We start from the raw sequence: 25674 nt of genomic DNA on the forward strand, positions 1-25674 counted from the left end.
ATTTATTTTTACTTTACAACAAAAAGGACAAGACCCGACGACCAACTCATACCTACAGAGTGTACTCCACTTAAGTCTTTTAAACTTTCATAGACATCTTCTAAATTTTTAGTGTGTTCTTCCGTCCAAAAAGGCTGTGGGAGCATATCATCAATGATATAAAATCCACCTGGTTTTAACAAATTTAGAGATTCATTAATAAGATCGTATTTACCTGGAAAGGCATCTGCGAAAATAATATCAAAAGACTTTGGTTCTTGTTTTTTTAAAAAAACAAAGCCATTTTCATGGATAAGTTCAACGCGCTTATCGCCAATAAAGGCCTCGCGTGCTATGGATAAAACTTTATCGTCACAATCGACACTCAGTAATTTAGATTGATCATCCATCCCTTCTAACAACCAAGCTGCGCCGTATCCGGTGCCTGTTCCAAGCTCTAAAAATCTGCCTCTTGGCTTTGAAGCAGACAAGAGGCGAAGTAGGGCACCTGTTTGTGGATGAGAAGATCTGTCAAAACCTATTTCTTTTGACTTTCTTTTAATGAAAGAAATTATTTCTTGAGCATTGCTCTTGTTAAAATTCTCTAATTTAATATCCATTAAGCATTCTCCATGAAACTTATTCTAAATGAATTACATTATTTATTTTGAAATTCTGATTATAATTTAAAACAAATTATAATGCGGCTATTCAAATAGAAATACATTAGGTTCCTTACTCTGTCAAGGGGAGATTATACGTAAGGGTTTATAATTACTTTTAATTTTAAAAAATTTAAATTTTTCATTGGTAAAAGAAAATTTTTATAAATTTATTATTTTATTCAATATTATTAAATACAAAAATAGGAAAATCACTTTTTCGTATTCCTACCCAATTTGCTTGAGCAAAAACTTTTTATTACTGAAAAATTTTTTTTAGCTTATAGATCCCATGTTATTTTAAAAAGCTCTCTCTCTTTGAAAGGAATTTCAATGCGATTCACATATCCGGCTCATAATAGCCAAGAACTCAATGCCAAAAAAGTGCCTAAACCTAAAGAAAATCTTTTTATAGCAATCATCTTTAATGTAATCATCCCATTTTTTATCTTAAATAAGATGAGCGCCACTTTTGGTGCAGTCAATACTTTTTTTATTGCCCTGGCTTTCCCTCTTATTTATGCTGTTTATGATTTAGTCAAAAGGAAACAATTAAATCCTATTTCAATTCTTGCCATAGTGAGTATTGTGATTAAAGGAATTTTTGTTATTTATAAAGTTGATGGGTTTTGGTTTGCAGTAAAAGAAGCTGCTATTCCTTCCGTACTCGGAATTATAACGATTGTATCTGTATGGATTGGTCGACCCTTAATTAATTATTTTATATATAATGAAAATATCTTTAATATTGATCTTCTAGAAAGTAAACTCAAAGAGAATAATTCAGAGTCATTATTTAAAAAATTAATTTGGCAGGTCACTTTTATTTTAGGATTTGCCTTTTTCTTAGGCGGAATCTTGAATTTCTTTTTAGCGCTTAATATTATTGTCAGTCCAGCGGGAACTGAAAACTTTAATAAAGAAATTGCTGAAATGACTTGGAAGGGTTACCTTGTGGTGGCATTGCCAAAAACGCTTATTACCATATTTGGGTTATGGTGGTTTATAAAAAGATTAAAGGTAATTACAGGATTAGAAGTTAGCAAAATATTAAAGACTGAGTGAAACAAATTCTTTATGTAATATTTGAACCGCTTTATTTATGCATCCTCTATATATAAGGCAGCCTATTTTTATTTCAGAGGTTGTTACAAGTAAAACTTCGATATTATTTTCAGCAAGACAACGAAACATGCGTGCAGCAACACCTGCATGTGTGCGCATGCCAACACCTACAATTGAAATTTTTGCGACATCATTATTAACGTTTAACTCTAGGTTTTTAAATTCATTTTTTAACACTTCAGTAGACGCTGAGCAATCAGCTTGCGCAACTGTGAAGTGAAATTTATTACCTTTTTCGCAGACAATCTGATTGATAATATCAACATTGATTTTTTTCTCTGCAAGAGTTGTAAAAACATTTGCCAAATTAAATTGAGGATCCCTTGATGGGCCTGCAGTGATCCACGATTCATTTTGACTTGCTGCAACTCCTGACACGATTTCACCTTCTAAACTAGATTCTGACAATACCATTTCTGTTCCTTCATCTTGGCTGAAAGTATTTTTAACTACGAGCTTAATTCCCCATTTAGCCGCAAGTTGTACACTTCGAATATGCAAAACCTTTGAACCTTGACTCGCCATTTCAAGCATTTCTTCGTAATTTATTTTTCGGATAATATGCGCCTCGGGACAAATGCGCGGATCGGTGCTATAAACACCATTAACATCTGTATAAATCACACATTCTTTCGCACCAATGCCAGCAGCTATTGCTACAGCAGAAGTGTCAGAACCACCCCTTCCAAGCGAAGTCAATTGACCATCTTCAGTTACACCTTGAAATCCAGCAATGACGGGCATTTTCCCGCTCGTAATCGCTGCGTGAATTGAGCCACCATTTACCTTTAAAATACTTGCTTTTGAAAATTGAGCATCGGTTAAAACACCTGCTTTCGAAGCAAGCATAGGGGCTGGTACAATTCCGCGCTTTCGGAGTGCCAAACTCAGCAAAGAAACTGCAACTTGTTCGCCACTCGCAACCAACATGTCGTACTCTGGAACATCGATTTTAGTGGTGATTTTATTTGCCAATTCAATCAATCTATTGGTCTCACCTGCCATTGCAGAAACCACGATGGCAGAAGGTTTTAATCTAAGACAGATTTCTGCAACATGTTCAATGCGTTCCACTGAACCCATACTCGTGCCACCAAATTTGAACACAGGACCGACTGGTCTCTTTATGTTTTGGCTAAGCATTTCTGTTGAGTTTAAATTCATAAAAACTCCTTTTTATTGAATATTTGATATAACATAAGACTTATTGATTGTCAGTTGATGATTTGCTCAATTCATTATTGACTCTTATTTATTTTCATGATTTATATAAAGCAGCGCCGATTTGAAAATCAGCTTGCGGGCGCTTTTATTTTACAAGGTAAAAACAGCTAAAGCGGGAATAACTATGCCTCTTATTTTTTGTTTCAATAATCAATCCAAAAAATCACAAATACACTTCTTAAAAAGAATTCACATATTTGTCTGTTGTTGTTACATGCAAATCATTTATTATTAATTGAATTCAATTTTATCTTTTTTTTAGTTTCTTATTATTTTTTATTAGGTAAAATATATGATTAAACTCCTTGGTATTAAAAAATATTTTAACAGCAAGCAAGGTATTGTCCACGCACTGAAAGGCATTGACCTTGAAGTTTCAAAAGGTGAAATTTTTGGAATAATCGGGAAAAGTGGTGCAGGCAAAAGCACCCTTCTGCGCTGCGTTAATCTACTTGAACGTCCAAGCGAAGGAGAAGTCCTTGTTGACTCTGTTTCTTTATCATCTTTGAAGGAAGCCGATTTACGTTTTCAACGCAGAAAAATAGGCATGATTTTTCAACATTTTAATTTGTTATCTTCTGCAACAGTCTTTAAAAATATTGCACTGCCTTTAGAACTAGCAAATATAAGTAAACAAGAATTAGAACAAAGAGTCGATTATTTATTAGAAGTCACAAGTCTCAAAGACAAAAAAGACGCCTATCCTAGTCAATTGAGCGGTGGACAAAAGCAAAGAGTCGCAATAGCAAGAGCATTGGCATCGAATCCTAAAGTCTTATTGTGTGACGAAGCCACATCTGCTCTCGATCCAGAAACCACAAAATCTATTTTAAATTTATTAAAAGAAATCAATCAAAAATTTAATTTGACAATTCTTTTAATTACCCACGAAATGGAAGTTGTAAAAGCTATCTGCGATAAAGTAGCAGTGATAGAAAATGGAGAAATAATTGAGAGCTCTTCGATGGTAGAACTCTTTAGTAAGCCAAAAACAGCTTCTGCCAAAGCACTTGTCAGCTCAGCTTTTCACATAGCTTTGCCAGAGAGAATTGAAAGACAATTGCAACCAGAGCCTGGTATTGGCTTAAACCCGATTTTAAAATTCGTGTTTGTTGGAGAATCATCGACCGAGGCTATTATTTCTGCACTCGTAGTAAAATTTAATCTCCGCATAAATATCCTACAAGCTCATCTCGATGTCGTTAGCAATTCACCTATGGGTATTATGCTTTGTCAAATTCACGGAGAACAAAGTAACATTCATGCGAGTGTTCAATATTTAAATTCAACAAATATTTCTACTGAGGTTATTGGATATGTTTCAGGAAACATTAAGTCAATTGCTTGATTCCACTCTGGCCACAATCGTAATGGTTGCCATTTCTGGTTTCGTAGCCTTTATTCTTGGCTTACCTATAGCAATTGGCTTAACAGTCACTGCAAAAGGCATGTTTTATGAAAATATCGTCATTCATAAAATATTAAGCAGTATTGTTACGGTTGGCCGCTCTGTGCCGTTTGTTATTTTAATGGTCGCAATCATCCCGTTCACGCGCTTTATTGTAGGCTCATCAATTGGCACGGCCGCAGCGATTGTGCCTTTAAGCGTGGCTGCCGTACCTTTTTTTGCCCGCATTGTTGAAGGTAAATTTGCCAGTATCAACTCTGGGTTAATTGAAGCGGCTCAAGCTATGGGCTGCTCCCCTTTTCAAATCATTTATAAAGTTCTTCTGCCTGAGGCTGTTCCTGGAATTGCCAATTCATGCACAATTCTTTTCGTCAGCCTTGCTGAATACTCTGCCATGGCAGGTGCTGTGGGAGGCAGTGGCCTTGGTAATATGGCTATCCAATATGGCTACTATCAGTTCAATACGCCTGTCATGATGCAAGCTCTTGTTGCCCTTGTTCTTTTGGTACTCATCATTCAATTTACAGGCGACTATATCACCCGTAAAATTTCTCACCACTCAATTTGATTTGAAGGAGTTATATTAATGAGATCTATCAAGTTATTAGGCCTCTTACTAGGCTTTTTATTAGCACTTGTTTTGGGATTCATATTTTTCAATAAGTCTTACAATGAAAGATCGATTAAGGTCGGAATTTCAGCTGGCTCTTCTGTACAAGTTCTTAACGTCGCTAAGAAACTTGCAAAAGAAAAGTACGATCTTGACATTAAAGTAATCACTTTTGCTGATTACCAAATTCCAAACGAAGCTTTGAATTCAGGCGATATCGATGCAAATATTTTTCAAACTCGTTCTTTTTTAAAGCAGGCTGTTTTAAAAAAGAATTACAAAATTGTAGAAATTGGTCAAACTTTTATTTATCCAATGGGAATATATTCAAGAAAAATAAATAATATATCCGAAATTGGCGAGAATGCATCAATCGTTATACCAAATGATTCAAGTAACCAAGGCAGAGCGCTTATTCTGTTACAAAACGCTAAATTGATAACACTCAAAGCTGATGTTGGAGAGACTCCTACACCACGAGATATTATTGAAAATCCTAAAAAACTTAATATTCAGACTGTCGATGCGGCTCAAGTTGCAAGATCTGTACAAGACGTAACAGCAGTGGTTTTAAACAATGATTTCGTCCTCAATGCCAAATTCAAACCTTCGGATGCACTATTTAAAGAAAATCCAGATAGCGCTGAACCTTACGTCAATATAATTGTTGTAAAAGAATCTGAAAAAGGTAAGAAAGAATTTAAAGAACTTACGGCAGTTATGAACTCCGCTGAAGTTCTTAAAGAAACAGAAAAACTCTTTCCCGGTGCTGTTAAAGCTTGGAAATAGTTTTGCTTTAAGAATATTACAATTCTTGTTTTAAAGACCTGCTCCCTTTCTTTAAAACAAGAGTTTTTTATATGAGGAATATTTTATGGGATTGATGCGCATTTGTCTTATTTTAACAGGTATTCTTTTTCCAAGTTTGGCCCAAGCCGAAGCTCCATTAGGCTCTAGAAATAACCCTTTAAAAATAGCAATTATCCCTCAAGCCCAGGCCAGCAAGGCCATCGAAAACGCCAAACCCGTCATCAAATGCATTGAGCAGAAAACCAAACTCTTTATTCAAGTAGAAGTTCCAAATAGTTATATTGCTGTAACTGAAGCGCTTGGATCTAAACAAGTGGATGTCGCATTTAGCAATATTCTAGGTTATTTTTTAATGGCACAAAATTATGGGGCGGAAGCACTTTTTAAAGTCGCTCGCTTTGGCACAACCGATTACCAATCATTCCTCATTGTAAAAAGCGACAGTAAAATAAAATCTTTCTCAGACCTCAACGGCAAATCATTTGCTTATGGTGACGCGGGTTCTTTAACGGGCTATATTCTACCTAAGCTTGAAATGAAGAAAAACAAAATCAATTTCTCACAAGAACTTCCTACAGGCAGTATGGATGCTTCTATTATGGCACTCATGCAAGGTAAGGCCGACGCTGCCGCAGCCTTTTTCAATGATCCTGACCCAAAAACAGGAAAAATTCGCGATGCACGCGAAAGACTTCTCAGCATTTATCCTGATATTGTACAAAAAACAAACATCATCTGGAAATCAGAGCTTATCCCCAATGAACCAGTTGTTATCCGCAAAGGCATTCCAAAAGAAATTAAAGACAAACTTATAGCCTCTATGCCTGGTTGTATGCGTGAACACGCTCTACTGATCAATGATATAGACGATCTTTTGCCGATCCTTGAAAGCGACAAGAGCTATAAAGATCTTATTGAAACACTAAAAAAGTCAGATCTCGATGTAGCAAAAGTGTTAGGTAAAACTAAGAAAAAATAAAGAAACAACAACTCACTCAGCTTCAATCGTTTGAGAGGATTTATTTATGTTAAACAAAAGAATTTTATTTGCTCTATTTGCACTCTTTTCAATCACCAGTTCAAATGCGGCAGAGTCAACATCAAACACAAAAGCAAGATCAGAAGTCAAACTGGGTACACGAAATAATCCATTTAAAATTGCAATTGTTCCTTCTGGACAAGCAGCAAAAGCACTCGACAGCGCAAAACCTGTTGCCAAATGTATTGAACAAAAATCGAAAATCTTTGTCGATGTCCAAGTCCCTAATAGCTATATAGCAGTAGTTGAAGCCATTGGTGCGCAAAAAGCCGATCTCGCTTTTGGAGATATCGTTAGCTTTTTGATTGCAAAAAAACGCTTTGATGCCGAACCTTTTCTCGAAATCACCCGTTATGGTTCAACAAGCTATCAATCCGCTATTTTTGTCAAAGCAAATTCAAAAATAAAATCAGTGAGTGATTTAAATAACAAAAAGTTTGCTTATTCAGACGCAAGTTCTGCTTCAAGTTATATTTTCCCAGCTATTCTTATGAAAAAGAACAACAAAAAATTCTCACAAGAGCTTGCTACGGGCAGTATGGATGCATCTATTATTGCACTTATGCAAGGACAAGTAGACGCTACTGCTGCTTATTATAATAATAAAGATCCCCTGACTGGAAAAGAAAACGATGCTCGCGTGCGCGTAGAAAAAATCTATCCAAACATTTATAAAGAAACACGCATTATTTGGCTCTCATCCCTTATCCCGAACGAGCCTGTTTATTTAAGAAAAGGTATTTCCGAAGATATCAAACAGAAACTAGCGATAGCTATTCCTGAATGTATTAAGGAGTTCCCTAAGTATATAAACAATATCAGCGAGCTGAATCCTATCACTGCAGACAATAAAAACTATGAAAATTTTGTCAAAGAAGTGGAAACTTCTGGACTCGATATTTCAAATATTTTTAGTAAGAAATAAATACTGATTTTAACTTAAATACATCACTCTTATAATATTTAGAACTGATGTATTTTTTTTGTTCTAAATAAATCTTCCGATATATCTGCATGAATTATTATTATATTTTAACGTCCTTTTTATTTATGAATATCAATACACTTAGATACGGCCCCTAGACTAAGCCTCCTTAGACTCTATTTGTCATCACTAATTTCGCAATACTGTTAACGATCGCAAGAGTTCCTTCTTATTTAATCCTTTTTTCATCACTGCGAAAACCAGATCGCCACTTTTTATTAGAAAATAAAAACTCAATTTTAAGTATTTTCGCAAAGCACTCGGCCGTTTTTTAGAAAAAGACTCTCCTCCATTAAGCAAGGATCGTCTCGCAATATTCTTCCCAATTTTTTTACTTATTGTAGCTTTTTGTATTTTCCAAAGAATAATCTCTTTGATCTCATTTGGTATCCCATGAATAAAGCATCGGTGATGGAATATCGAGATCTCCGTCTACTAAGAAACCCCAGATTTTTCTATTTAACTACCACTTCAGATTAAAACAAATTTATGATTTTACTTATTTTCTCTATTTTGAGATAGATCCTAAATTTTATTTTTGCAACTATTTCATTTCTGAAATTTTTTTATCAATAATTTTTGAAGTTTCATTTCTGATTTCAACAATATTTTTTACTTGATTTTTAGTAAGAATAAACTCCTCAGCTGTAAGATACCAGCCATATATCTCAAAATAATTATTATATAAAATTATCTCACTAGCCTTGCTATAATTGCTTATAGAGTTTATCTTCTTGATAAGATCATTGTCCTTTTCTCTGGATGGATCATATTTTATTCCAGTTAAATGCTTTGACGCACCAGAGGAAAATGGGATTGATATAAGTTTTCCATCACTTGTAGTATATGATAAATTTTTATTTGCATAAATATATGATTCGATATTACTTTCCAATGGAATAAGTTTATATATAAAAGAGTTAGAATTTACCGTGTTATTCTTTTCAATCCATAATTTATCTTTATATTCAAAACTAATATCAATTCCTATTCTATAGTTTGGATTTTTATCATACTCAGTTTCTTCAGGTCTAATATTTTCAAAATCCCCGACAAGATATATTTTTTTTGTAAAATTATCTAAAAATAATAAATTATCTCCATTTCTATCTATTAAATTTATATCCAAAATTTTGTTTTTCATTCTAATATCAAATCTATCGCTAGAATCAACTTTAATTACGTCAGCATAAATATTTGGGATATTTATAAATTCACTATTTTTAACATCATACCATGCTCTATGCATAACATGACTTATGCTTTTGCTATATTCAATAGAAATAAATCCATCATTTTGTCCAAAATCATCAAGCATTTTTTTCATAAGATTTAAATTATATTTATCACTAAAATCAATAGAAATCATTGTTTGCTTCTTTGTAACAAAATCATATTTAGTCAGAATATTCTCTGGATGTCTTAATATAATAGAATAAGGTTTTCCTTCAAATTTAATATTGGTTTTGCCAATATTTATTAAATTATAATCAAAAATTAAATTTTTTTCTTCTGCATGACCATATGCTGATAAGTCTAAAATCCACGTTGATTTATCATTTTCATTCGCAATTATATGATAGGTAGCTGAGTTTTGAATTTGAATTTGATAAATAGGGCTATGATCTGCATATTTATTAGAGTCATTGGGACCATAGAATTTATAATTAATTACAGGCCCACGCCACAATTGCTTTTCAATATCTTTACTCCCTGAATAATAAGGATTTAATATTGCATTCATTATACTTTCTACATGTTCTTCTCGAGTTGGAGCATAGAAAACTCTATCTTTATTGTCTAAAATAATTTCAATATCTGTTTTTAAAAGTTCTGGAATAAAATACTTAACAATATCATTTTGAACGAAGGTACGCTCATGCTCAAATTTGAAACCACTATTGCTTTCTAATAATCTGACTGTGTGCATTTCAGCATCATTTCGACTCGTTAACGTAGGAGCTGTTCCGTATTCATAATCTAAATTCATTTTTGGTATCGTGGGAAGTACTAAGGGTTTATTAATCTTCAAAAAACTATAACCTTTCATAGATCTTTCACAACGTGTATTAAATAGAGTTCCACTTTCTGCAAAACAAATTTCTTTTCTTACACTCATCGGATCGATCTGTTTATTTGAAGTTGCTGGAGAAAGTCCGTGAAACATATCTTTAGGCGGAATTGATTTGTAAATATAATAATCTCCTAAATTAAAAATAGGAGTATCAAAATCAAATCGTATGGAATTGATGACAAGTTTATTTATTCCTTTAGCTGTAAAATTAATGAATTCCTTTTCATCAATTATATCATTTCGTTTTTTATCATTATCAACATTTTGTGTTTGCATATTATAGTCATTGAGGAGGGCGGCAGTATAAAGAGACTTATCTACTTCATTTTCGAAAGTATTCACAAGACCCGAAATCCCAATCCCCAATCCTGAAACAGGGACTGCTAAACTTCCAAGAATTGACCCAGCCGAGCTTGCCCCAATATACCCTGATATTTCACCCCCAACCGTCAAGCCTAAAGATGCAGTATCGAATCCAAGTTGTGTTCCGTAAATCGCTTTTTCATGACTTGTTCGTGCATTAAAAAGATTATAAATATCAATGCCAACATTTACTGTAGTAAGTCCCCCATCGACTGCTGAACTTACTTTAGCTAATTGAGTTATAAATAAAGGTACTTTTGCGTTTTTTAAAGATGAAACCGCGCTTAATGCAGAATGCACATCTGAAAAAACTCCAAAAGAAGATTGTGCAATATTTAAGCCCGATTGTATTTTAAAAGCTAAACTTAAGTGTGGATCTGAAAAAGTTTTATTTTTAATTGCTCCATATATACTCATAAAAGTAAAAGCAGAATTCAAAGTACTAATTTCTGAAGTATTAATAAATTCGAGAGAATATTTATTTAAATAAGGGCTTATATTATTTAAACTTTTAATATACAATTCCCTAAAGTTTTTGATGGCCATCTCTTGTTCCATACTTCCAATATTAACTATCTTTTGAACTTCAGGATTTCTTGGATCATAAAAAATCACTGCATTTGGTTCATTTTCTATATTTGCGAAAAATGGCACATAATCTTTGAATAACAGATTAGAAGTTTTCATTTCACTTATGGCCGATAAAAAATTTTCTGTTTTCATTTCAACTTCAACAGAGTTTACTATTTTATAAAGTGAAGATATTTTATCTGATGAAGTTAATTCTTTATAATCTTTATATATTTCAGATAATTTTTCAATTAAACCATCTAAATCTTTGTCAACTACAAATTTTGGGTAATTTTTATCATAACTTAGAGCCTCTTCTAAACGCTTAGGACCATCCGTAATTTTTTGTTTAAATTTATCATAAATATTATTATTTATATTTTTCATATATTCTAAAATCATTTCTACATGAGCAGAATTTAAAATTATTGCGTAACCTTTAGAATTTCTGAAATGTTCATAATTACTATCTTTAAATGTTTTATTTAATTTAAGAAAAAATTTTTCATCCAATTTTTTATATAAAGAACTAAAATAAATATCATGTATTTTAGTTACATTTTTGCCTTGTCCTATAACTGAAAAATAATAGCTCTTAAAATCTCTACTAGTATATTTAGCAATTTTATCTAAAAAAGATCTTGCTTCTACCTCATTAAGATTTCTTAAAAAACCGAAGCTAGGATCAAAAATATTATACTTAATGCTATTATTATCTCTTACTAATTGTAATGAAATTGCATGACCATATTTTTCCTTTACATCATAATATTCTTTGCGTATTTTATCAAACTTTTGATTTTCAAAGCCAAAATTAATACTATAATATTTCGCACTTTCTTTTCTATCACTCACTCTCTTGATATGAGCTAATATATCTTCTGAACTACTTAAACTTTTAGATCTCTTTTCTAACATTTGCATATCTTGCATGCCCTTAATAAGTTTTGCTTCATTAATAAAAACATCTTTAAGATATGTGTTTTTCTTTGATTTAAACTTATTTGATAATACATTAAGGTTATGTAAATATTTAAATCCACTATCAGTTTCTTCTCTTTCCATAAAATTGTAAATTTGTACTAATCCAGCACATACTCCTCCTCCTAAATATTTTTTCATTTCGGGCGAATTTTTTTGAAACAAAGAGTGAAAAACGTTATCATATACTATACCTTGTTTGAAACTTTTAAAATCTATATCAGAGGATGCAACTTTTGGATATATTTCCATAGTATTTTTTATTAATTTAATAGTATTTTTTCCTCCCAAGAAATATTTTTCTTTCTCTAATATTGCATATATTTTAGGGCTTCCAATATCAGGATTATTTATAATTTTAGTAACTATATTTTTAACATTTTCAGGTGATTTTTTTAATTCATCCAAATATTCTTTTAATGTTTCATTTAATTTTGTAACTGATTCCCTAGCATCTATAAGATTTTTATCGTTATCAAACATAATGAGATTTTTATCAATATATTTAATATAGCTATTATTATCTTGAATTATATTTATAATATTACTTCTTAAAATATTACTAATTTCTTTAAATTCTTTTTTCCCAAGATTAAATTCATCTGTAAAACTGAGATATCCCGCATCATTATCTGGTAAACTCTGAGAAGTCTGTACAGTATTATTAATATCTAAACTATCTGGTTTTTTACATCCTTCTACTATAATTATACTTAGTAAAGAAATAATTACGAATTTTAATTTATTTTGTGAAGAATTAACTTTCATATTGTTTCCTTTAAAAATAGTTTTTTACTCAATTATTGTTTCTTAAAGTATTGGTGAATATGTATAGCGACCCGAAAATAACATATAATCTACAAGATTTTCTTTAATTGATATGAATCGTTAAAATTAACTTAAACAATTATCTTTAATATTTAGATAGAACATTTATACTACAATATTCCTAATTTATTTATATTCTTATATTAAGTTTAAAGGTAATAAGGCTCCATCCAATCTTAAAGATCTCTCTACACTATATGAAACACCGGAATAGGTAGACATTGTAATCTTTTAAATTCAATACAGTTATCTTTTAAAAAATCTAAAACTTAATATATTTTTGTTTGCTGATTGATAATCTCCACTACTAGGAAAGATGCTTTATAAATTTATGACTATCATGGAAATAAACTAGCAAATAAAAAACTACTTCCCATTAAAAAAAATCGTATGCCGATTAAATAAATCATTTTTATGAGTTGATCATAACCCCCTTTCAAGTTGATACTTCTCAATTCTTCTTTGCAATTGGAAAAATAAAATCGAGAGGAGAGGTTCTCAATCTTTTTAAAATAGCCGCTCTCACACGTTTTCTTCCTAGGCTCTGCACTTTTCTTGCGCGAATAGCGACAGAAAGAGCAAGGGAAAAGCTCACAACTACGTTTAAAAAGCCGATTGCAGCTATACCTAAACACGCAAAAACAACATCTATCGTTTCGAAATCGGTAAATCCAAGTGAAGAAAGAGCAAAAGCAAATGACCCCGTAGATAACGTAACGTGTCTGACTTCAAGCGGAATACCAAAAAACATCCCAAAGACAGGTGTCATACCAAGCAAAAATCCCAATGAGATATTACCACCAAATCCAGAGATATTATGGACAAAGTAAGAAGATAATTTGCGAGTATTTCGTTTTCCCATCACATATATAAGACGTTTATTATTCGCAATGGCTTCGGGCAGTCTTCTATAAATAAACCAATTTTGTACCCAACCTGCAATTATGCTCGACACCCAAAGTAAAAATCCAGTTAATATTGCATAAAAAATACTTGGGCCAAAAATAGAAATAGAAAAGATAGAACTTATCGCTTTATCTTCATTTATAAAATGTGTGCCTGTGATCAATTTATAAATAAAATCGATCAAAAGACTGATAGGAAAAACCAAGGCTAAGTTACCAATGATAGCAGCAAACTGAGATCGTGTTAACTTAACAACTTCATCGACGAATTCATTTAATGATTCTTCATCATAGGTATTATTTAATTTTCCAGCCATACAGGCAGCGGTCATGGATGGCTGTTTTGTAGCTACAGTAAAGCCAAGCATTTGTATAAAAACAAATGTACTTGCGTAATTGATTGATGCAAAAAATCCTTCAAAAAAATGTGGCAAACGAATAGATACAATGATAAATTTTATGGCTGTCGCAAATGCCATTAAAATACCACCGCCGCTCGCAGATTTTAACAGTTCATTATATTCTTCTTTATTACTCGTTATATAATGCTCACCTGTTTTGCCAGATTGTTCCGCAATTTTTCGCGACATCTGGTTGAGATTTGTTTGAATGAGTGCTCTTACACTTTTTTTACCTAAACTTTCACGAATCAAACGGGATAAAAATACAGGTATTATTTCAATATTATCTTGTTTTTCTGCAGGATTTAAGAATGCCAATAATACTTCAAGTCGCGACAAATGAAAGGTCATTTTTTCTAATTGATAAACAAGAGCAACGCTCACACCATATTCATCAAGATGCTGAAAAACCTCTTGTACTGATTTCTTGCATTCTAAAATATACTGACTATAAAGTTGAGCATATTCTTTCATTTTTTCTTTATTTTTTTTATGGAAAAAATGAAGAAAAATATCGATACTATCACTCAAACCAATGAATGGAGAATCCTTTATTATTTTGTTATTTAATCTTCTTCTTATACCATCTGACAAACCCATCGCATGGATTTGACTGACCAGAACATAAATTGCATCTTCAATATCTTCTTCAATTGCTTGCCAGATTTTCTCACCTTCTTCAGCTTCAAATTGAATAAGTTCCTTAATTTTTTCTATGGTTTCTCTTGTTAGATTTCCAACCCAAATAGCATCTTCTTCATTGGGAAATATTTTTAAAAAAAGCTCAGAAAGCTCGGTATCATCGGGTGGAGTTGGGATAATTTTATTAACCACTCGGTCAGTCGCTTCTTGAAGAAAACCTCCTTCTTGAGGTAGTCCCGTATGACAAAAAAGCTGCAAAGATTTTGTTTCTTTTATGACAGAACGCAAAGTTGCTGAAACATTTTTTTTCCATTCAATATTTCTATCAAGTAACTGCAAAATAAAACGGACGCGCGCTGTATGAATCTGACCTGTTGTTGGATCGAACTGTGTGGGAATATGTTCTGTAGAACGTATCCAAACAAGAAGATTTTGTATCCAGTCAACCCTTTCTTCTAAACTTAAACTTGGATTTGCATTTGAAAGAATTGTATTGAGATCATATTTTAAATTACCTTGATTGAAATACTTCTCAACTCCTTTTATAAATTTTCTAATAATAATCAAAACTCCCCCCTTTTACTTCCTATCGCATTTCCGCAAATATATGATATACCCTATTGGGCTCTTGTAAATGAGGTTGTTTCCCTATGAATAAAGTGTTTAAAGAAATAAGATCGATATTAACTATTATAGCAGTTATTTTTATTTTTAGATCGTCCATTTTAAATTGGTATGTCATACCGACTGGATCATTAATGCCTACATTAAAAGTAGGAGATCACGTTGTTGTCAATAAACTTTCTTATGGCATAATGTTACCGCTCATGCAAACCCGTATATTCAGCTGGGATCAACCTAAAAGAGGTGATATCGTTGTCTTTGAAGGGCCTGAAACTGAAAAGAAAATCACATTAATTAAGCGGGTTGTAGGAGTAGGTGGCGATAGGGTCAAGTTTACAAATGGCATATTAACAGTTAATGGCATTCTCGCCAAACAGGAATTGCAAGCGGATCGCTCCATTCTTGAACGACTTGGCGGAAATGAAAACCCAGACAATTTAAATTTATATATTGAATCCGGTTTCAGTAAATATCCACACTTTATTCTTAAAAAGAAATGGGGTGGAATAACAGACAGTCAAACTCAAACTTGGGTTGTGCCAGAAGGTAAACTTTTATTAGTGGGTGACAATCGCGACAATTCTGAAGATGGACGTTTCTGGGGCTTTGTTGACGAAAAAAATATTTATGGCCGTGCTTTTGCCATTTCCTACTCCACTTATGACAAACCAGGATCATTCTTACCTGAATTTCGTAATGATCGTTGGTTTAAAGAAATCACGAATTGATTTCTTTTCTTAGAGACAAAATAAATCCATCCAAAGATCCTTATTGTTACCTTTTATTCAAAGTTGCAGCGCCGCGACCAAGGCTAAAAGAAGAGAAAGTCAAAGTAAGTAGAAGAGCCTGATCAAAAAGTCTTCTTGCTCAGCAGCAAGAAGACTTTCCAGAACCTGGAAGCGTCTCGTTTGACAAAATGCTTAAAATATATCTTATAGTATATTCATTCCTATTCAATAAGTTGAAGCACAAAACCTAAAATAATAAATGAACTTTAAGGTTTATCGAAAGAAACCCGTAGTAAATTTGGCGGTAACGTACTTGTAACGAGACTGGTAGATGGTAAATTTAAAGTCATAGAAGTTTTGAACTCATAAAAAAATTTACGATTAAGATATTACTAAAATAAAAGAATTAATATATGCAAATAAAAGCAATTAATTACACATTAAAATTCACATTCATAACGCATAAATTAATGTTTGAGTAACTATATTTATTTGTAAATAAATAATTTCGAGGATTATTTATCTATGCTCAATGATAATCATATGAACGAGAGTCATATTAACGAAACAGATACAGAAGGTTCTATCGATAATCGTTATCTTTGCTTCAGTCTTGGCCATGAACGATTTGCCATACCTCTTTTGCAGGTGCGAGAAGTCATTGGAGTGCCTGAATTTACTCGTATCCCTTATGCACCTAAATATTTCTGCGGAATTATGAATTTGCGTGGGAAAGTAATCAGTGTCATAGACTTAAGGGAAAAGCTCAATATCCAAAGCCGTGGAAAAGAAGAAAATTGCGTGATAGTTTGCAATTTAGATCATATTTTAATGGGTGCGCTTGTTGATTCCATCGATTTTGTTGCTAATATAAAAAAAGAAGAAATACTTGAAAAGCCAGAAACTCAAACAACTGTGCGAACCGATTTTATAAAAGGTTTGTACAATTATAAACATGAACTCATCGTCTTTTTACATTTAGCCAAGACATTAAGTATAGAAGATATATTACAAATACAAAAATCTAATGGAACTGAGCAAATATAGGAAATTTATGGAGCAGGCAGAAGAGCTCATCATACATGGAATATTAAAACTCACCCATGCAGAAACGGGAATGGTGTTAACTGAAGAAAATAAAAATATGCTTGAATCACGCATTAAAAAAAGAATGATAAATTTAGGAATTGATACGCTTTATCAATATGATCTTTACCTTAAAAAGAATTTAGAAGCTGAAAAACCATCGCTTATTTCTTTACTCACAACTCATCATTCTTACTTTTTTAGAGAATATTTTCATTTTGAAGAAATTGAGACGAAATATCTTGATAGTTTACTCGAAAAAAATAATCAACAAGAATTACAAATTTGGAGCGCAGCATGTAGCCAAGGACAAGAGCCTTATTCAATCGCAATGCTGATGGAGAAATTAAAAAAACAAAAAAAATACAGTAACTTAAACTATAAAATCTTAGCGAGTGATATTGATCAAGAGTCAATTAATTTTGCTAAAAATGGGGTTTATTATTTTAAAGATATTGAGAAAATTCCAAAAGTTTATATAACAGGTAATTGGCAAAGAGGCATAGGTGAATTAAGCCCGTATGTTAAAATTAAAGATCATATTAAACAAAAAATTGAATTCAAGAAAATTAACTTGCTTGATTCAATGTCATTATTTTCTAACAAAATTTTTGACATAATATTTTGTAGAAATGTTTTAATATATTTTAATACCGATCAAATAAATAAAATAATAAAAAGCATTTTAAAGTATCTCAAACCTAATGGTATTCTTATTCTTGGAATTAGCGAATCTATAAATAAAAATGAATTAATGCTAAACTTAATAGACAAATCCATTTATATGCATTTAGAGTTTACAAACTCATTGAGTGAAGAAGAAATAATAGCTATCCCTGAAAAAAAACTTATTCGTGTTTTCTGTATCGATGATTCCGTAACAATTCTTAGACAACTAGAAAGAATATTAACAAATGAACGTGGATTCAAAATTGTAGGAACAGCTTCCTCTGCAGCGGAAGCTCGCTGCTCTATAAGCAACTTGCCAACTATTGACGTCGTTATTTTAGATCTCTATTTACCAGATGAATCCGGTATTGACTATCTGAAATCGATTCCTAACATAGACAAACATCCCCCCGTACTTATTATGAGTTCAGTAGAACGTGATAGCAATCAAATGGCACTCGAGGCTCTCAAATATGGAGCTGTCGACTATGTCGAGAAAATTGGCCTTGAAAACATCAAGAAATTGAGTGATGAGTTGTGTTTTAAAATTGAAACAATTTATATTGAAAACAAAGATAATAATAAAATTATTCAAAAAAACACCCATTCTAAAAAAGAAAAAATAAAAATATTAATAGTTGAAGACTCAGAAACAATTCGTTATCAAATCAAAAAAATGCTTTCTGCAAATAATGATTTAGAAGTTATAGCAGAACTCAGCGATCCTTTACTAATTGAGGAAACTATTGAAAAATATAAACCCGATGTCTTAACACTTGATATTAAACTCCCAAAAATGAATGGGGTTGAAGTTCTAAAAAAACTGATACCTAAAAGAAAAATACCGACAATAATTGTCAGCTCACTCAATATGAATGAAGGCTCTTTGGTCATGGATGCTTTAGCATATGGAGCTGTTGATTATTTTCAAAAGCCTGAGCTAGCACGAATGGAAGAAGAGGCAAATATATTAATTGAAAAAATTCTCAATGCAAAAAATGCGCGAATTCGGGTTTATGATAAAAAAGGCACAGCAAAATCAAAATCTCAAACTGGAATAGTTGATAAAAATTTCTTGATTTGTATTGGTTCTTCTACAGGCGGAACAGAAGCAATCAAATATATTTTACAGGATTTACCTGAAAATATTCCGCCTATTCTTATTGTCCAACATATTCCAAAAATCTTTTCCGCCGCCTTTGCTCAAAGTCTCAATGCGCTTTGTCCATTTGAAGTGGTAGAAGCCAAAAATAACGATATCATTTATGCAAATAAAGTTTATATCGCTCCGGGCAGTTTCCAAATGAAAGTTGAACGAATACAGGATAAACTCGTTATTAAAATCTTTGACAGTACAAATGGACTCATCCACAGACCCTCTATCGATGTACTCTTTCACTCAGTTGCTAATCTTGGCCTTAGAAAAACAATGGGCATAATTCTCACGGGTATGGGCTCTGATGGAGCTAAGGGCCTTAAACATCTTAAAGAAACAGGTGCCATTACCATTGCGCAAAATGAAGCCAGTTGCGTGATTTTTGGCATGCCGAAAGAAGCAATCAATTTGAATGCGGTAGATTATATTGAGCCGCTAGAAAGTATTTCAAATAGAATTACAAATATAATCTCATCAAAGCAGCAGAGTGCTAGAATTATTAAAAACTAGTTTTAGTTGGAGAGCAATTATGGTCAAAAAAAGCAGTAAATCAAATAAAAATGATGACAATATCGATAACGAGATGCATAAAATTTTCTTCCAAGAAGCAGCTGTTAATTGTGAAGAATCTGAAAAGAATTATTTAGCTATGTCGACAGATCCTACAAATGAAACAATAGAGCAAGCAATGCGTTTATCGCATAATCTAAAAGGCAGTGCAAAAGCAGTGGGCTTTTATGATATCTCCGATATTCTTCATAATGTTGAAGAAGTATTGTTATTATTTAAGAATAATTTAATCGGATTCAGCCAAGAGTTTATAACATTACTACTCGAATGCAATGATAGAGTTAAATACATTGTTGAAAAACTAAAAAACGACCCTTCATACAAAGCAAATTATGAAGATATTTTATTAAAAATAAATGAATATAAAACAAAGTCTCCTTCTCTCCCTGTAGACAATGTTCTAGTCGATGACATAACATTTCTAGACGAAGTTGAAATAGAAAAAAAAGAAAATGTAGAAGAAATAGTTCTCAATACAACAAAAAGAAAAGCTAAAAAAATAGAAGATGCGGATGAAATGATTCGGGTTTCAATTGGAAAAGTCAATCAATTGCAAGAATATATTGGTGAATTGGTGATTTTAGAAAGCATGTTAAAGGAGCAGTTAAAAATTGACTCTTCAAATGCATTGAAAAATCTTTTTCGCCAGATGGACAAAATAACAAAGGAAGTGCAAGACAATGTCATGAGTCTCCGCTTGGTTCCTATACTGCCTGTTTTTCAAAAACTTATGCGTACCTCACGTGATATTTCAATTGAAATAAATAAAAAAATAATCACTGAATTCAATGGAGATAATACAGAGATTGATAAATCTATTTTAGATGAAATTTCCGATCCACTTATTCATATGATGCGCAATGCCATAGATCATGGAATAGAAAATGCTGAAGAGAGAGCTGCAAAAGGGAAAGATCCTGAAGGAAAAATTACTGTTTCTGCAATGCACGAAGGACGTTTTCTGGTGATAAAATTTGCCGATGATGGCAAAGGGCTCGATCCTGCATTAATAAAACAAAAAGCTATCGAAAAAGGGTTAATAGATAAAGACACAATTTTAAGTACTGACAAATGCTTCGATCTCATATTTTTACCCGGTTTTTCAACCAAAGCGATCACAACAGATATCTCGGGCCGTGGATTTGGCATGGATATTGTGAAAAATAATATTGAAAATATAGGTGGGAATATACAAATAATCTCCGAAATAAATAAAGGAACAGAGTTCATAATAAGAATACCTTTATCAATTGGTATCCTCGATGCATTTATTGTTCAAGTTAAAGAAGAAAAATATGTTATCCCTGTTCAGCAGGTCAGAGAAAGCATCAGTTTTAAAAAAAGTAATATTAATCATGTCCAAGGATTGGGCGATATTCTCACCCTCCGAGAAGAAGAAATACCTATTTATCATTTAGGCTATGGCCTCAGTACGCCCAAATACCAGCAAAATACGAATGAAGAAAAAGTCATCATGATTTTACAAAATAGAGATAAAAAACTAGGTGTTGTTGTAGATAATATCATAAACATACAATCAGTCGTAACAAAAACATTTGGTGATGAATTGCGCTGCGAACAAGGAATAACAGGCGGAGTTATACTTGGTGACGGAATACCTGTACCCATAATTGAAATCGCTGACTTGATTGAAGGAAATGAATTCAAGAAAAATATTGCAAAATTCTCATCAAACAATTCACAAAAGGATAATTGATTTATGTTTAAAACTTCATATGGACTCAAAGTAAAAATAGCATTTATCTGTATTAGCATAGCTGTGATCAGTTCTGTATTCTCTTTATTTTTAATATTTACGGGTTTAAATGACCAAGAAGATCTTATTAAAGATCAACTTATGCTTATTTCTAAGTCGATTAGCAATTCTATCCAGGATCAATTCTATGAGCGTTACTTAGGGACAACAGCAATTTCTGGGCGAGTGAATGGTTTTAAACTTAATAGCTCGGAAGCAATCGATCAACTCAATAAATATGTAGACAATTATCAGATATATGAATTGGTTTTAATCTGCGATTTTAATGGTAATTTACTCGCTGCAAACTCTAAAGATAAAGAAGGAAAACCTTTAAATGTAGAATATTTGTATAAATATAATTTTCGAAGTGAAAGTTGGTTTAATGCTGTATTACAAAAAAAATGGACCGAAGATAAAAGTAAAGGACTTGAAGGTGTGCATTTTGAAGATCCGAACTTTTATTCATATATCGATGAAACTTTTAAAGGAAAAAAGTTTTTCAATGCTTTATCCACTTATATTTATAATGCAAATGGCCAACCCATTGCGATAGTCGCTAACTTTGTCAATTTCGAATGGGCAGAGAATTCACTTCTTCGCTTGTATGCTGATTTCGAAAGAACCAATTGGAAAAGTGCGCAAATAAACTTATTAGATAAATCAGGAACGTTGATAATTGACTATTCACCTGTTCTGAACAATTGGAACAAAGAAATTCTCCACGATGACAAAGTCCTTAAAAAGTTAAACCTCGCAGAACGAGGCAATGTGGCTGCAATTGCAGCCCAAAAAGGGGGTGAAGGGAGCACGGAAACGCTCAATGTCAGAAGGCAGGTCAAACAGTTAGCAGGATTTACCCAAGTCACTGGCAAGAAATTTGTTGATGATATTGGTTGGAAAATATTGCTGCAAATTGATCGGAGTGAAATATATTCCAATATCAATTTTGTAAAAAATCTATTTATGACACTTTTTGCTATTGTTGTCACAACCACGATTATAGTGAGCTTACTTTTTAGCACACGATTAAGTAAAAGATTACTCGATCTCACACAATTGCTGAGCAGCAGCAATAATGTTTTAAATAGAACTGCACAAGAGATGGCTTCCTCGAGTGAACAACTCTCAACTTCTGCCAACGAACAAGCCGCATCCTTGCAAGAAACAGTTTCAAGTTTAAATGAAATCAACTCGATGGTGACAAAGACATCGGATATGGCCAATGTATCGAAGAATAAATCTGAAATAAGTAAAAACACAGTCAATTCTGGGAAAATCGCCATTGATAAAATGCTCAATGCCATTCAAAATATTAAAGTAAGCAATGACGCTGTCTTAAACACGGTTAATCAAGGTAACAGAAAAATTGCAGATATTGTAAAGGTGATCAGCGAAATTGAAAACAAAACGAAAGTAATTAATGAAATTGTTTTTCAAACTAAACTCTTGTCTTTTAATGCCAGTGTCGAAGCTGCGCGTGCAGGAGAACATGGCAAAGGATTTTCTGTCGTTGCCCAAGAGGTTGGGAATTTAGCACAGATGAGTGGTAATTCTGCCAGAGAAATTTCACAAATGCTCGACTCGAGCATCAGTAAAGTCAAAGCAATCTCCGACGAAATCGAAACAGAAATCGAAAAAATTATTCATGAATGTAAATTACGCGTTGATGAAGGAGAAAACGTCAGCCGCGATTGTGCAGATAAATTTGAAAAGATATTAACCACAAGTGAAGAGATAAACTCTTTAATAAATGACATTGCCTCATCCGCTAAAGAACAAGCCAAAGGTCTCACAGAAATAAATAAATCGATGCATGAAATAGATGGAATCACTCATCAGAATGCAATGGCAGCCCAGGAAACTTCGAAAGCGTCTCTTGCGCTCATAAAACAAGGTCAGGAGATCCATGATATCTCAAATGATTTACATGAAATCATCCAAGGATACACAATTGATAAAGTCAACTCAAAAGTAAATTATCCACCGAATTCTGGTGGAGAGTCATTTCGGCAAAGTGAATATAAAGTTGAGCATGAGAAAAAGCAAAAGAAACACACACCCATACCTGAAGATAAAGTACCATCAGCGAGTGATCCGCGATTTGAAGACTTGTAACTTTAACTTAGAAAAGCATTGTCTCTGAATGAAAAATTCAAAATCTTACTTTGCTCAATGCCTTTAATGAAAATAATGAAACAATTAAAAAGAGCGCAGAGGACACTATTACTAATTCGCGAAAATACTCTGCTGATCCACCAAATAGGGCAAGAGCTAAACCTGAAATAGGCATAAAAATAAAATTAAGTAACAGTATAATACCAATTGCACTTGAAAAAACATCTTTTGGTATGAGAGTGACTCGCACAGTCCGCATATACACTGTATAAAATCCATCTGCTAGAAAAAGACCCGCATATAATAAGCCATAAAGCCAAAAATTATGAGCCATCGGAATACTTATATTACAAATAAAGAATAAAACTACTCCCAAAAATCCTAAAGAGATTAAACTAAACTTTTTTAAATAATAAGGGATAATAATAAAGCCAATTAATCCTAACACACCGGCTGCGGTTCCGAGCACCCCTGCCATTTGAGCCGTACTGCCAAGCCCTTCTTTTAAATACCCCGCACTGCCTGACAGAACGATGCCAATGGAAAAATTCATTGCAATAGAAATTGCAATCAATGCCAAGATATTTTTTGATTTTAAGACAAACAATATCCCTTCACTTAATTGTTGCAAAGTTAACTTATGTAAAATTTTAAAGTCAATATTTTTAATATCATCAAGAGAAGCATTTTTTATCAGTTTACTTTGACTCGAAAATAAAAAACTGCTGAGAAATATAAACGATAAACATAAAATAAATGCAGTTGGACTAAAAATAATTAAGAGAAGTGCCGCAAGCCTGGGTGCTATTATTTGCGTGCCAAGATCGAGACCTTGTAAAAGAGTGTGTAACTTTGGCAAATCATGTAACGACACCAAACGAGGCGCTAAAGATTCAAAAGAAACAAAAGCCATTTCATGAAAAAATCCAACAGCACCGCCTAATATTCCAAAAATCAATGCAATTGTTGAGATAGAATTGAGGGGAAATAGCAAAATAAAACCCGCCAGTAATGTAAGCATAAAGCGAACAATATCTGAGCTTAAAAGCAATCTTCGTGGCCCAAAAATATCTGCGGCGGCTCCACTCAACGGCATAGCAATCAAGCGCGGAATCCATTCGATGGCAAATGCCATACCAGAAGCAGACATACTCCCTGTCAATTGAAAAACCAAAATGGGGATACCATAAACCAAAGCTTGATCCCCAAGAGAACTGCAAAACCTAACTGTTAATATAGGGAGAAGTTTTTTCATAGATGCTTTCATTCATTGCATAAATAGGTCTAAAATTTTCAAATGTCTTCTGAATGGCTGCTATTAAACTTTCGAGATTATTACTTTTGTATCTAAAACTCGCAAGCATTTTTTCATTTTCACCCGAAAAGCAATGAATATTTTCAGCTGACATTATTTTTGAGCTATAAATTTCTTGAATCCCATCATCGTTGAATTGCACCTCGATTAATTTTTTATCTTTTGGCAATGGAATCATAAGAAATCCAGCTACTGTATTCTGTGTGTTTTCTTCACTCACGATATTTTCTTTTTTTAAGAGAATTCGCATCCAAATATCAAATAAATTTACCTTAAAAACATCGCGCATCACCCAAGGAATTTCTCCTCCACCTATTCGCATACCGACTTCGAGAAAGATGGGTTCATCGGCAAAAAAAAGCTCCAAATGAAAAATATTGTTTTTTGCCTTTAAATGCTTCAAGCATGAACTCGCAAATTCAATTATTTTATTTGATTCTTTATTATTATCTAAAGTATATGAAGCTAAAGAATTTCCTTCTTGATAGGATAAACAGGTGCCAATATATTTACTGACTTTGGCAAATTTAACTTCACCCTCTTGAATATAACCATCCACATGCCCAATTGGCGCTGATATAAATTCTTCTACTTCATACTCTAAAAGATGCTCTTCAATTTTAGGATAGACATTTCCATTTTGGCACACGGATGCCAAATTTAGAGAGCTGTTCCTTCATTAAGTTTTTATCCCGCCAGAGGAGAACCTTCTCCAAATGATCGCCAGGAATATTAAAATAATCTCTTAATTGGGCTGCAACAATTAAGTCATATTCTGAAAAAGCAATTAACTCAGAAAAAATATATTCTTGTTTATTTATTGTATTTTTTATTAATAAATCTTCTATAAGATCTTTGCACGTATCAAAACTCAAATCAATTGCCAGGCGAAAATCAGTTGGCATATTGATCTCAATTGATTTTTCATTGCCAATTAAAATGAGCATGTAAATATCATATTGATCTTCTGAAAAATGCTTTCTATAGTCAGAAAATTCATCATCCCAACGATTTATGATCAGAATTTTTTTTTTCATATGCTCTAC

Annotated in this window: 18 protein-coding genes; 11 read left to right on the top strand and 7 right to left on the bottom strand. The window is 32.7% G+C overall.

Going from position 1 to position 25674, the window contains the following annotated elements:
• Positions 1-8 precede the first annotated feature (8 nt).
• Complete coding sequence (locus EZS29_RS13460; RefSeq protein WP_130611799.1) at positions 9-599, bottom strand: O-methyltransferase; 591 nt, start codon at positions 597-599, stop codon at positions 9-11.
• A 375-nt stretch (positions 600-974) separates the two neighbouring features.
• On the opposite strand from EZS29_RS13460, the gene EZS29_RS13465 reads away from it, so the two are divergent.
• Positions 975-1706, top strand: a complete 732-nt coding sequence (locus EZS29_RS13465) for a VC0807 family protein (protein ID WP_130611802.1) — start codon at positions 975-977, stop codon at positions 1704-1706.
• Here the strand turns inward: EZS29_RS13465 and EZS29_RS13470 are convergent.
• Positions 1692-2930, bottom strand: a complete 1239-nt coding sequence (locus tag EZS29_RS13470; RefSeq protein WP_130611805.1) for an aspartate kinase — start codon at positions 2928-2930, stop codon at positions 1692-1694. The two genes, EZS29_RS13465 and EZS29_RS13470, sit on opposite strands and share 15 nt — an antisense overlap.
• Before the next feature lie 352 nt (positions 2931-3282).
• On the opposite strand from EZS29_RS13470, the gene EZS29_RS13475 reads away from it, so the two are divergent.
• The 5 genes from EZS29_RS13475 (at position 3283) to phnD (EZS29_RS13495) (ending at position 7782) form a co-directional block, all read left to right on the top strand.
• The gene (locus EZS29_RS13475; protein ID WP_130611808.1) at positions 3283-4338 is read left to right on the top strand and encodes a methionine ABC transporter ATP-binding protein; all 1056 of its coding nucleotides are present in this window, start codon (positions 3283-3285) and stop codon (positions 4336-4338) included.
• Positions 4307-4966 (top strand): methionine ABC transporter permease, encoded by a 660-nt coding sequence (locus EZS29_RS13480; RefSeq protein WP_130611811.1) that lies wholly within the window; start codon positions 4307-4309, stop codon positions 4964-4966. Before EZS29_RS13475 ends, EZS29_RS13480 begins: the two co-directional genes overlap by 32 nt.
• A gap of 18 nt (positions 4967-4984) precedes the next feature.
• Positions 4985-5797 carry a MetQ/NlpA family ABC transporter substrate-binding protein gene (locus tag EZS29_RS13485; protein WP_130611814.1) on the top strand — a complete coding sequence of 271 codons (813 nt, stop codon included), beginning with the start codon at positions 4985-4987 and terminating at the stop codon, positions 5795-5797.
• Positions 5798-5882: 85 nt separating this feature from the next.
• On the top strand, positions 5883-6797 hold the full coding sequence (phnD, locus tag EZS29_RS13490) for a phosphate/phosphite/phosphonate ABC transporter substrate-binding protein (protein ID WP_130611817.1): 915 nt from the start codon (positions 5883-5885) through the stop codon (positions 6795-6797).
• A gap of 46 nt (positions 6798-6843) precedes the next feature.
• Positions 6844-7782 carry a phosphate/phosphite/phosphonate ABC transporter substrate-binding protein gene (phnD, locus tag EZS29_RS13495; RefSeq protein WP_130611820.1) on the top strand — a complete coding sequence of 313 codons (939 nt, stop codon included), beginning with the start codon at positions 6844-6846 and terminating at the stop codon, positions 7780-7782.
• Between the two features lie 604 nt (positions 7783-8386).
• Here the strand turns inward: phnD (EZS29_RS13495) and EZS29_RS13500 are convergent.
• Positions 8387-12598, bottom strand: a complete 4212-nt coding sequence (locus tag EZS29_RS13500; RefSeq protein WP_130611823.1) for a TcdA/TcdB pore-forming domain-containing protein — start codon at positions 12596-12598, stop codon at positions 8387-8389.
• A gap of 511 nt (positions 12599-13109) precedes the next feature.
• Entirely contained in the window at positions 13110-15173 is a 2064-nt protein-coding gene (locus tag EZS29_RS13505) for a site-specific recombinase (protein ID WP_130611825.1), read from the bottom strand.
• 83 nt (positions 15174-15256) lie between these two features.
• Here EZS29_RS13505 and lepB point away from each other — a divergent pair, with 83 nt between their 5' ends.
• The 5 genes from lepB (at position 15257) to EZS29_RS13530 (ending at position 23313) form a co-directional block, all read left to right on the top strand.
• Positions 15257-15958 carry a signal peptidase I gene (lepB, locus tag EZS29_RS13510; RefSeq protein ID WP_130611828.1) on the top strand — a complete coding sequence of 234 codons (702 nt, stop codon included), beginning with the start codon at positions 15257-15259 and terminating at the stop codon, positions 15956-15958.
• Positions 15959-16483: 525 nt separating this feature from the next.
• Complete coding sequence (locus EZS29_RS13515) at positions 16484-17005, top strand: chemotaxis protein CheW (protein ID WP_130611831.1); 522 nt, start codon at positions 16484-16486, stop codon at positions 17003-17005.
• Positions 17006-17012: 7 nt separating this feature from the next.
• The gene (gene cheB, locus EZS29_RS13520; protein ID WP_172603960.1) at positions 17013-19379 is read left to right on the top strand and encodes a chemotaxis-specific protein-glutamate methyltransferase CheB; all 2367 of its coding nucleotides are present in this window, start codon (positions 17013-17015) and stop codon (positions 19377-19379) included.
• A gap of 19 nt (positions 19380-19398) precedes the next feature.
• Entirely contained in the window at positions 19399-21156 is a 1758-nt protein-coding gene (locus EZS29_RS13525; RefSeq protein WP_130611837.1) for a chemotaxis protein CheA, read from the top strand.
• Between the two features lie 3 nt (positions 21157-21159).
• A complete protein-coding gene (locus EZS29_RS13530) occupies positions 21160-23313 on the top strand; it encodes a methyl-accepting chemotaxis protein (RefSeq protein WP_130611840.1) in 2154 nt (717 codons plus the stop codon).
• A 37-nt stretch (positions 23314-23350) separates the two neighbouring features.
• On the opposite strand, the gene EZS29_RS13535 is transcribed toward EZS29_RS13530, so the two are convergent.
• From EZS29_RS13535 to EZS29_RS13545, 3 genes are read right to left on the bottom strand one after another with little or no spacing between them, the layout of a single operon-like run.
• A complete protein-coding gene (locus EZS29_RS13535) occupies positions 23351-24568 on the bottom strand; it encodes an MFS transporter (protein ID WP_172603961.1) in 1218 nt (405 codons plus the stop codon).
• Positions 24537-25286, bottom strand: a complete 750-nt coding sequence (locus EZS29_RS13540; protein ID WP_130611846.1) for an ATP-grasp domain-containing protein — start codon at positions 25284-25286, stop codon at positions 24537-24539. Before EZS29_RS13540 ends, EZS29_RS13535 begins: the two co-directional genes overlap by 32 nt.
• Positions 25249-25665, bottom strand: a complete 417-nt coding sequence (locus EZS29_RS13545) for an ATP-grasp domain-containing protein (protein ID WP_130611849.1) — start codon at positions 25663-25665, stop codon at positions 25249-25251. The genes EZS29_RS13540 and EZS29_RS13545 overlap by 38 nt, the downstream gene beginning before the upstream one ends.
• Positions 25666-25674: the final 9 nt, after the last annotated feature.

It is taken from the genome of Fluviispira sanaruensis (assembly GCF_004295685.1).
Lineage (GTDB): Bacteria > Bdellovibrionota_B > Oligoflexia > Silvanigrellales > Silvanigrellaceae > Silvanigrella > Silvanigrella sanaruensis.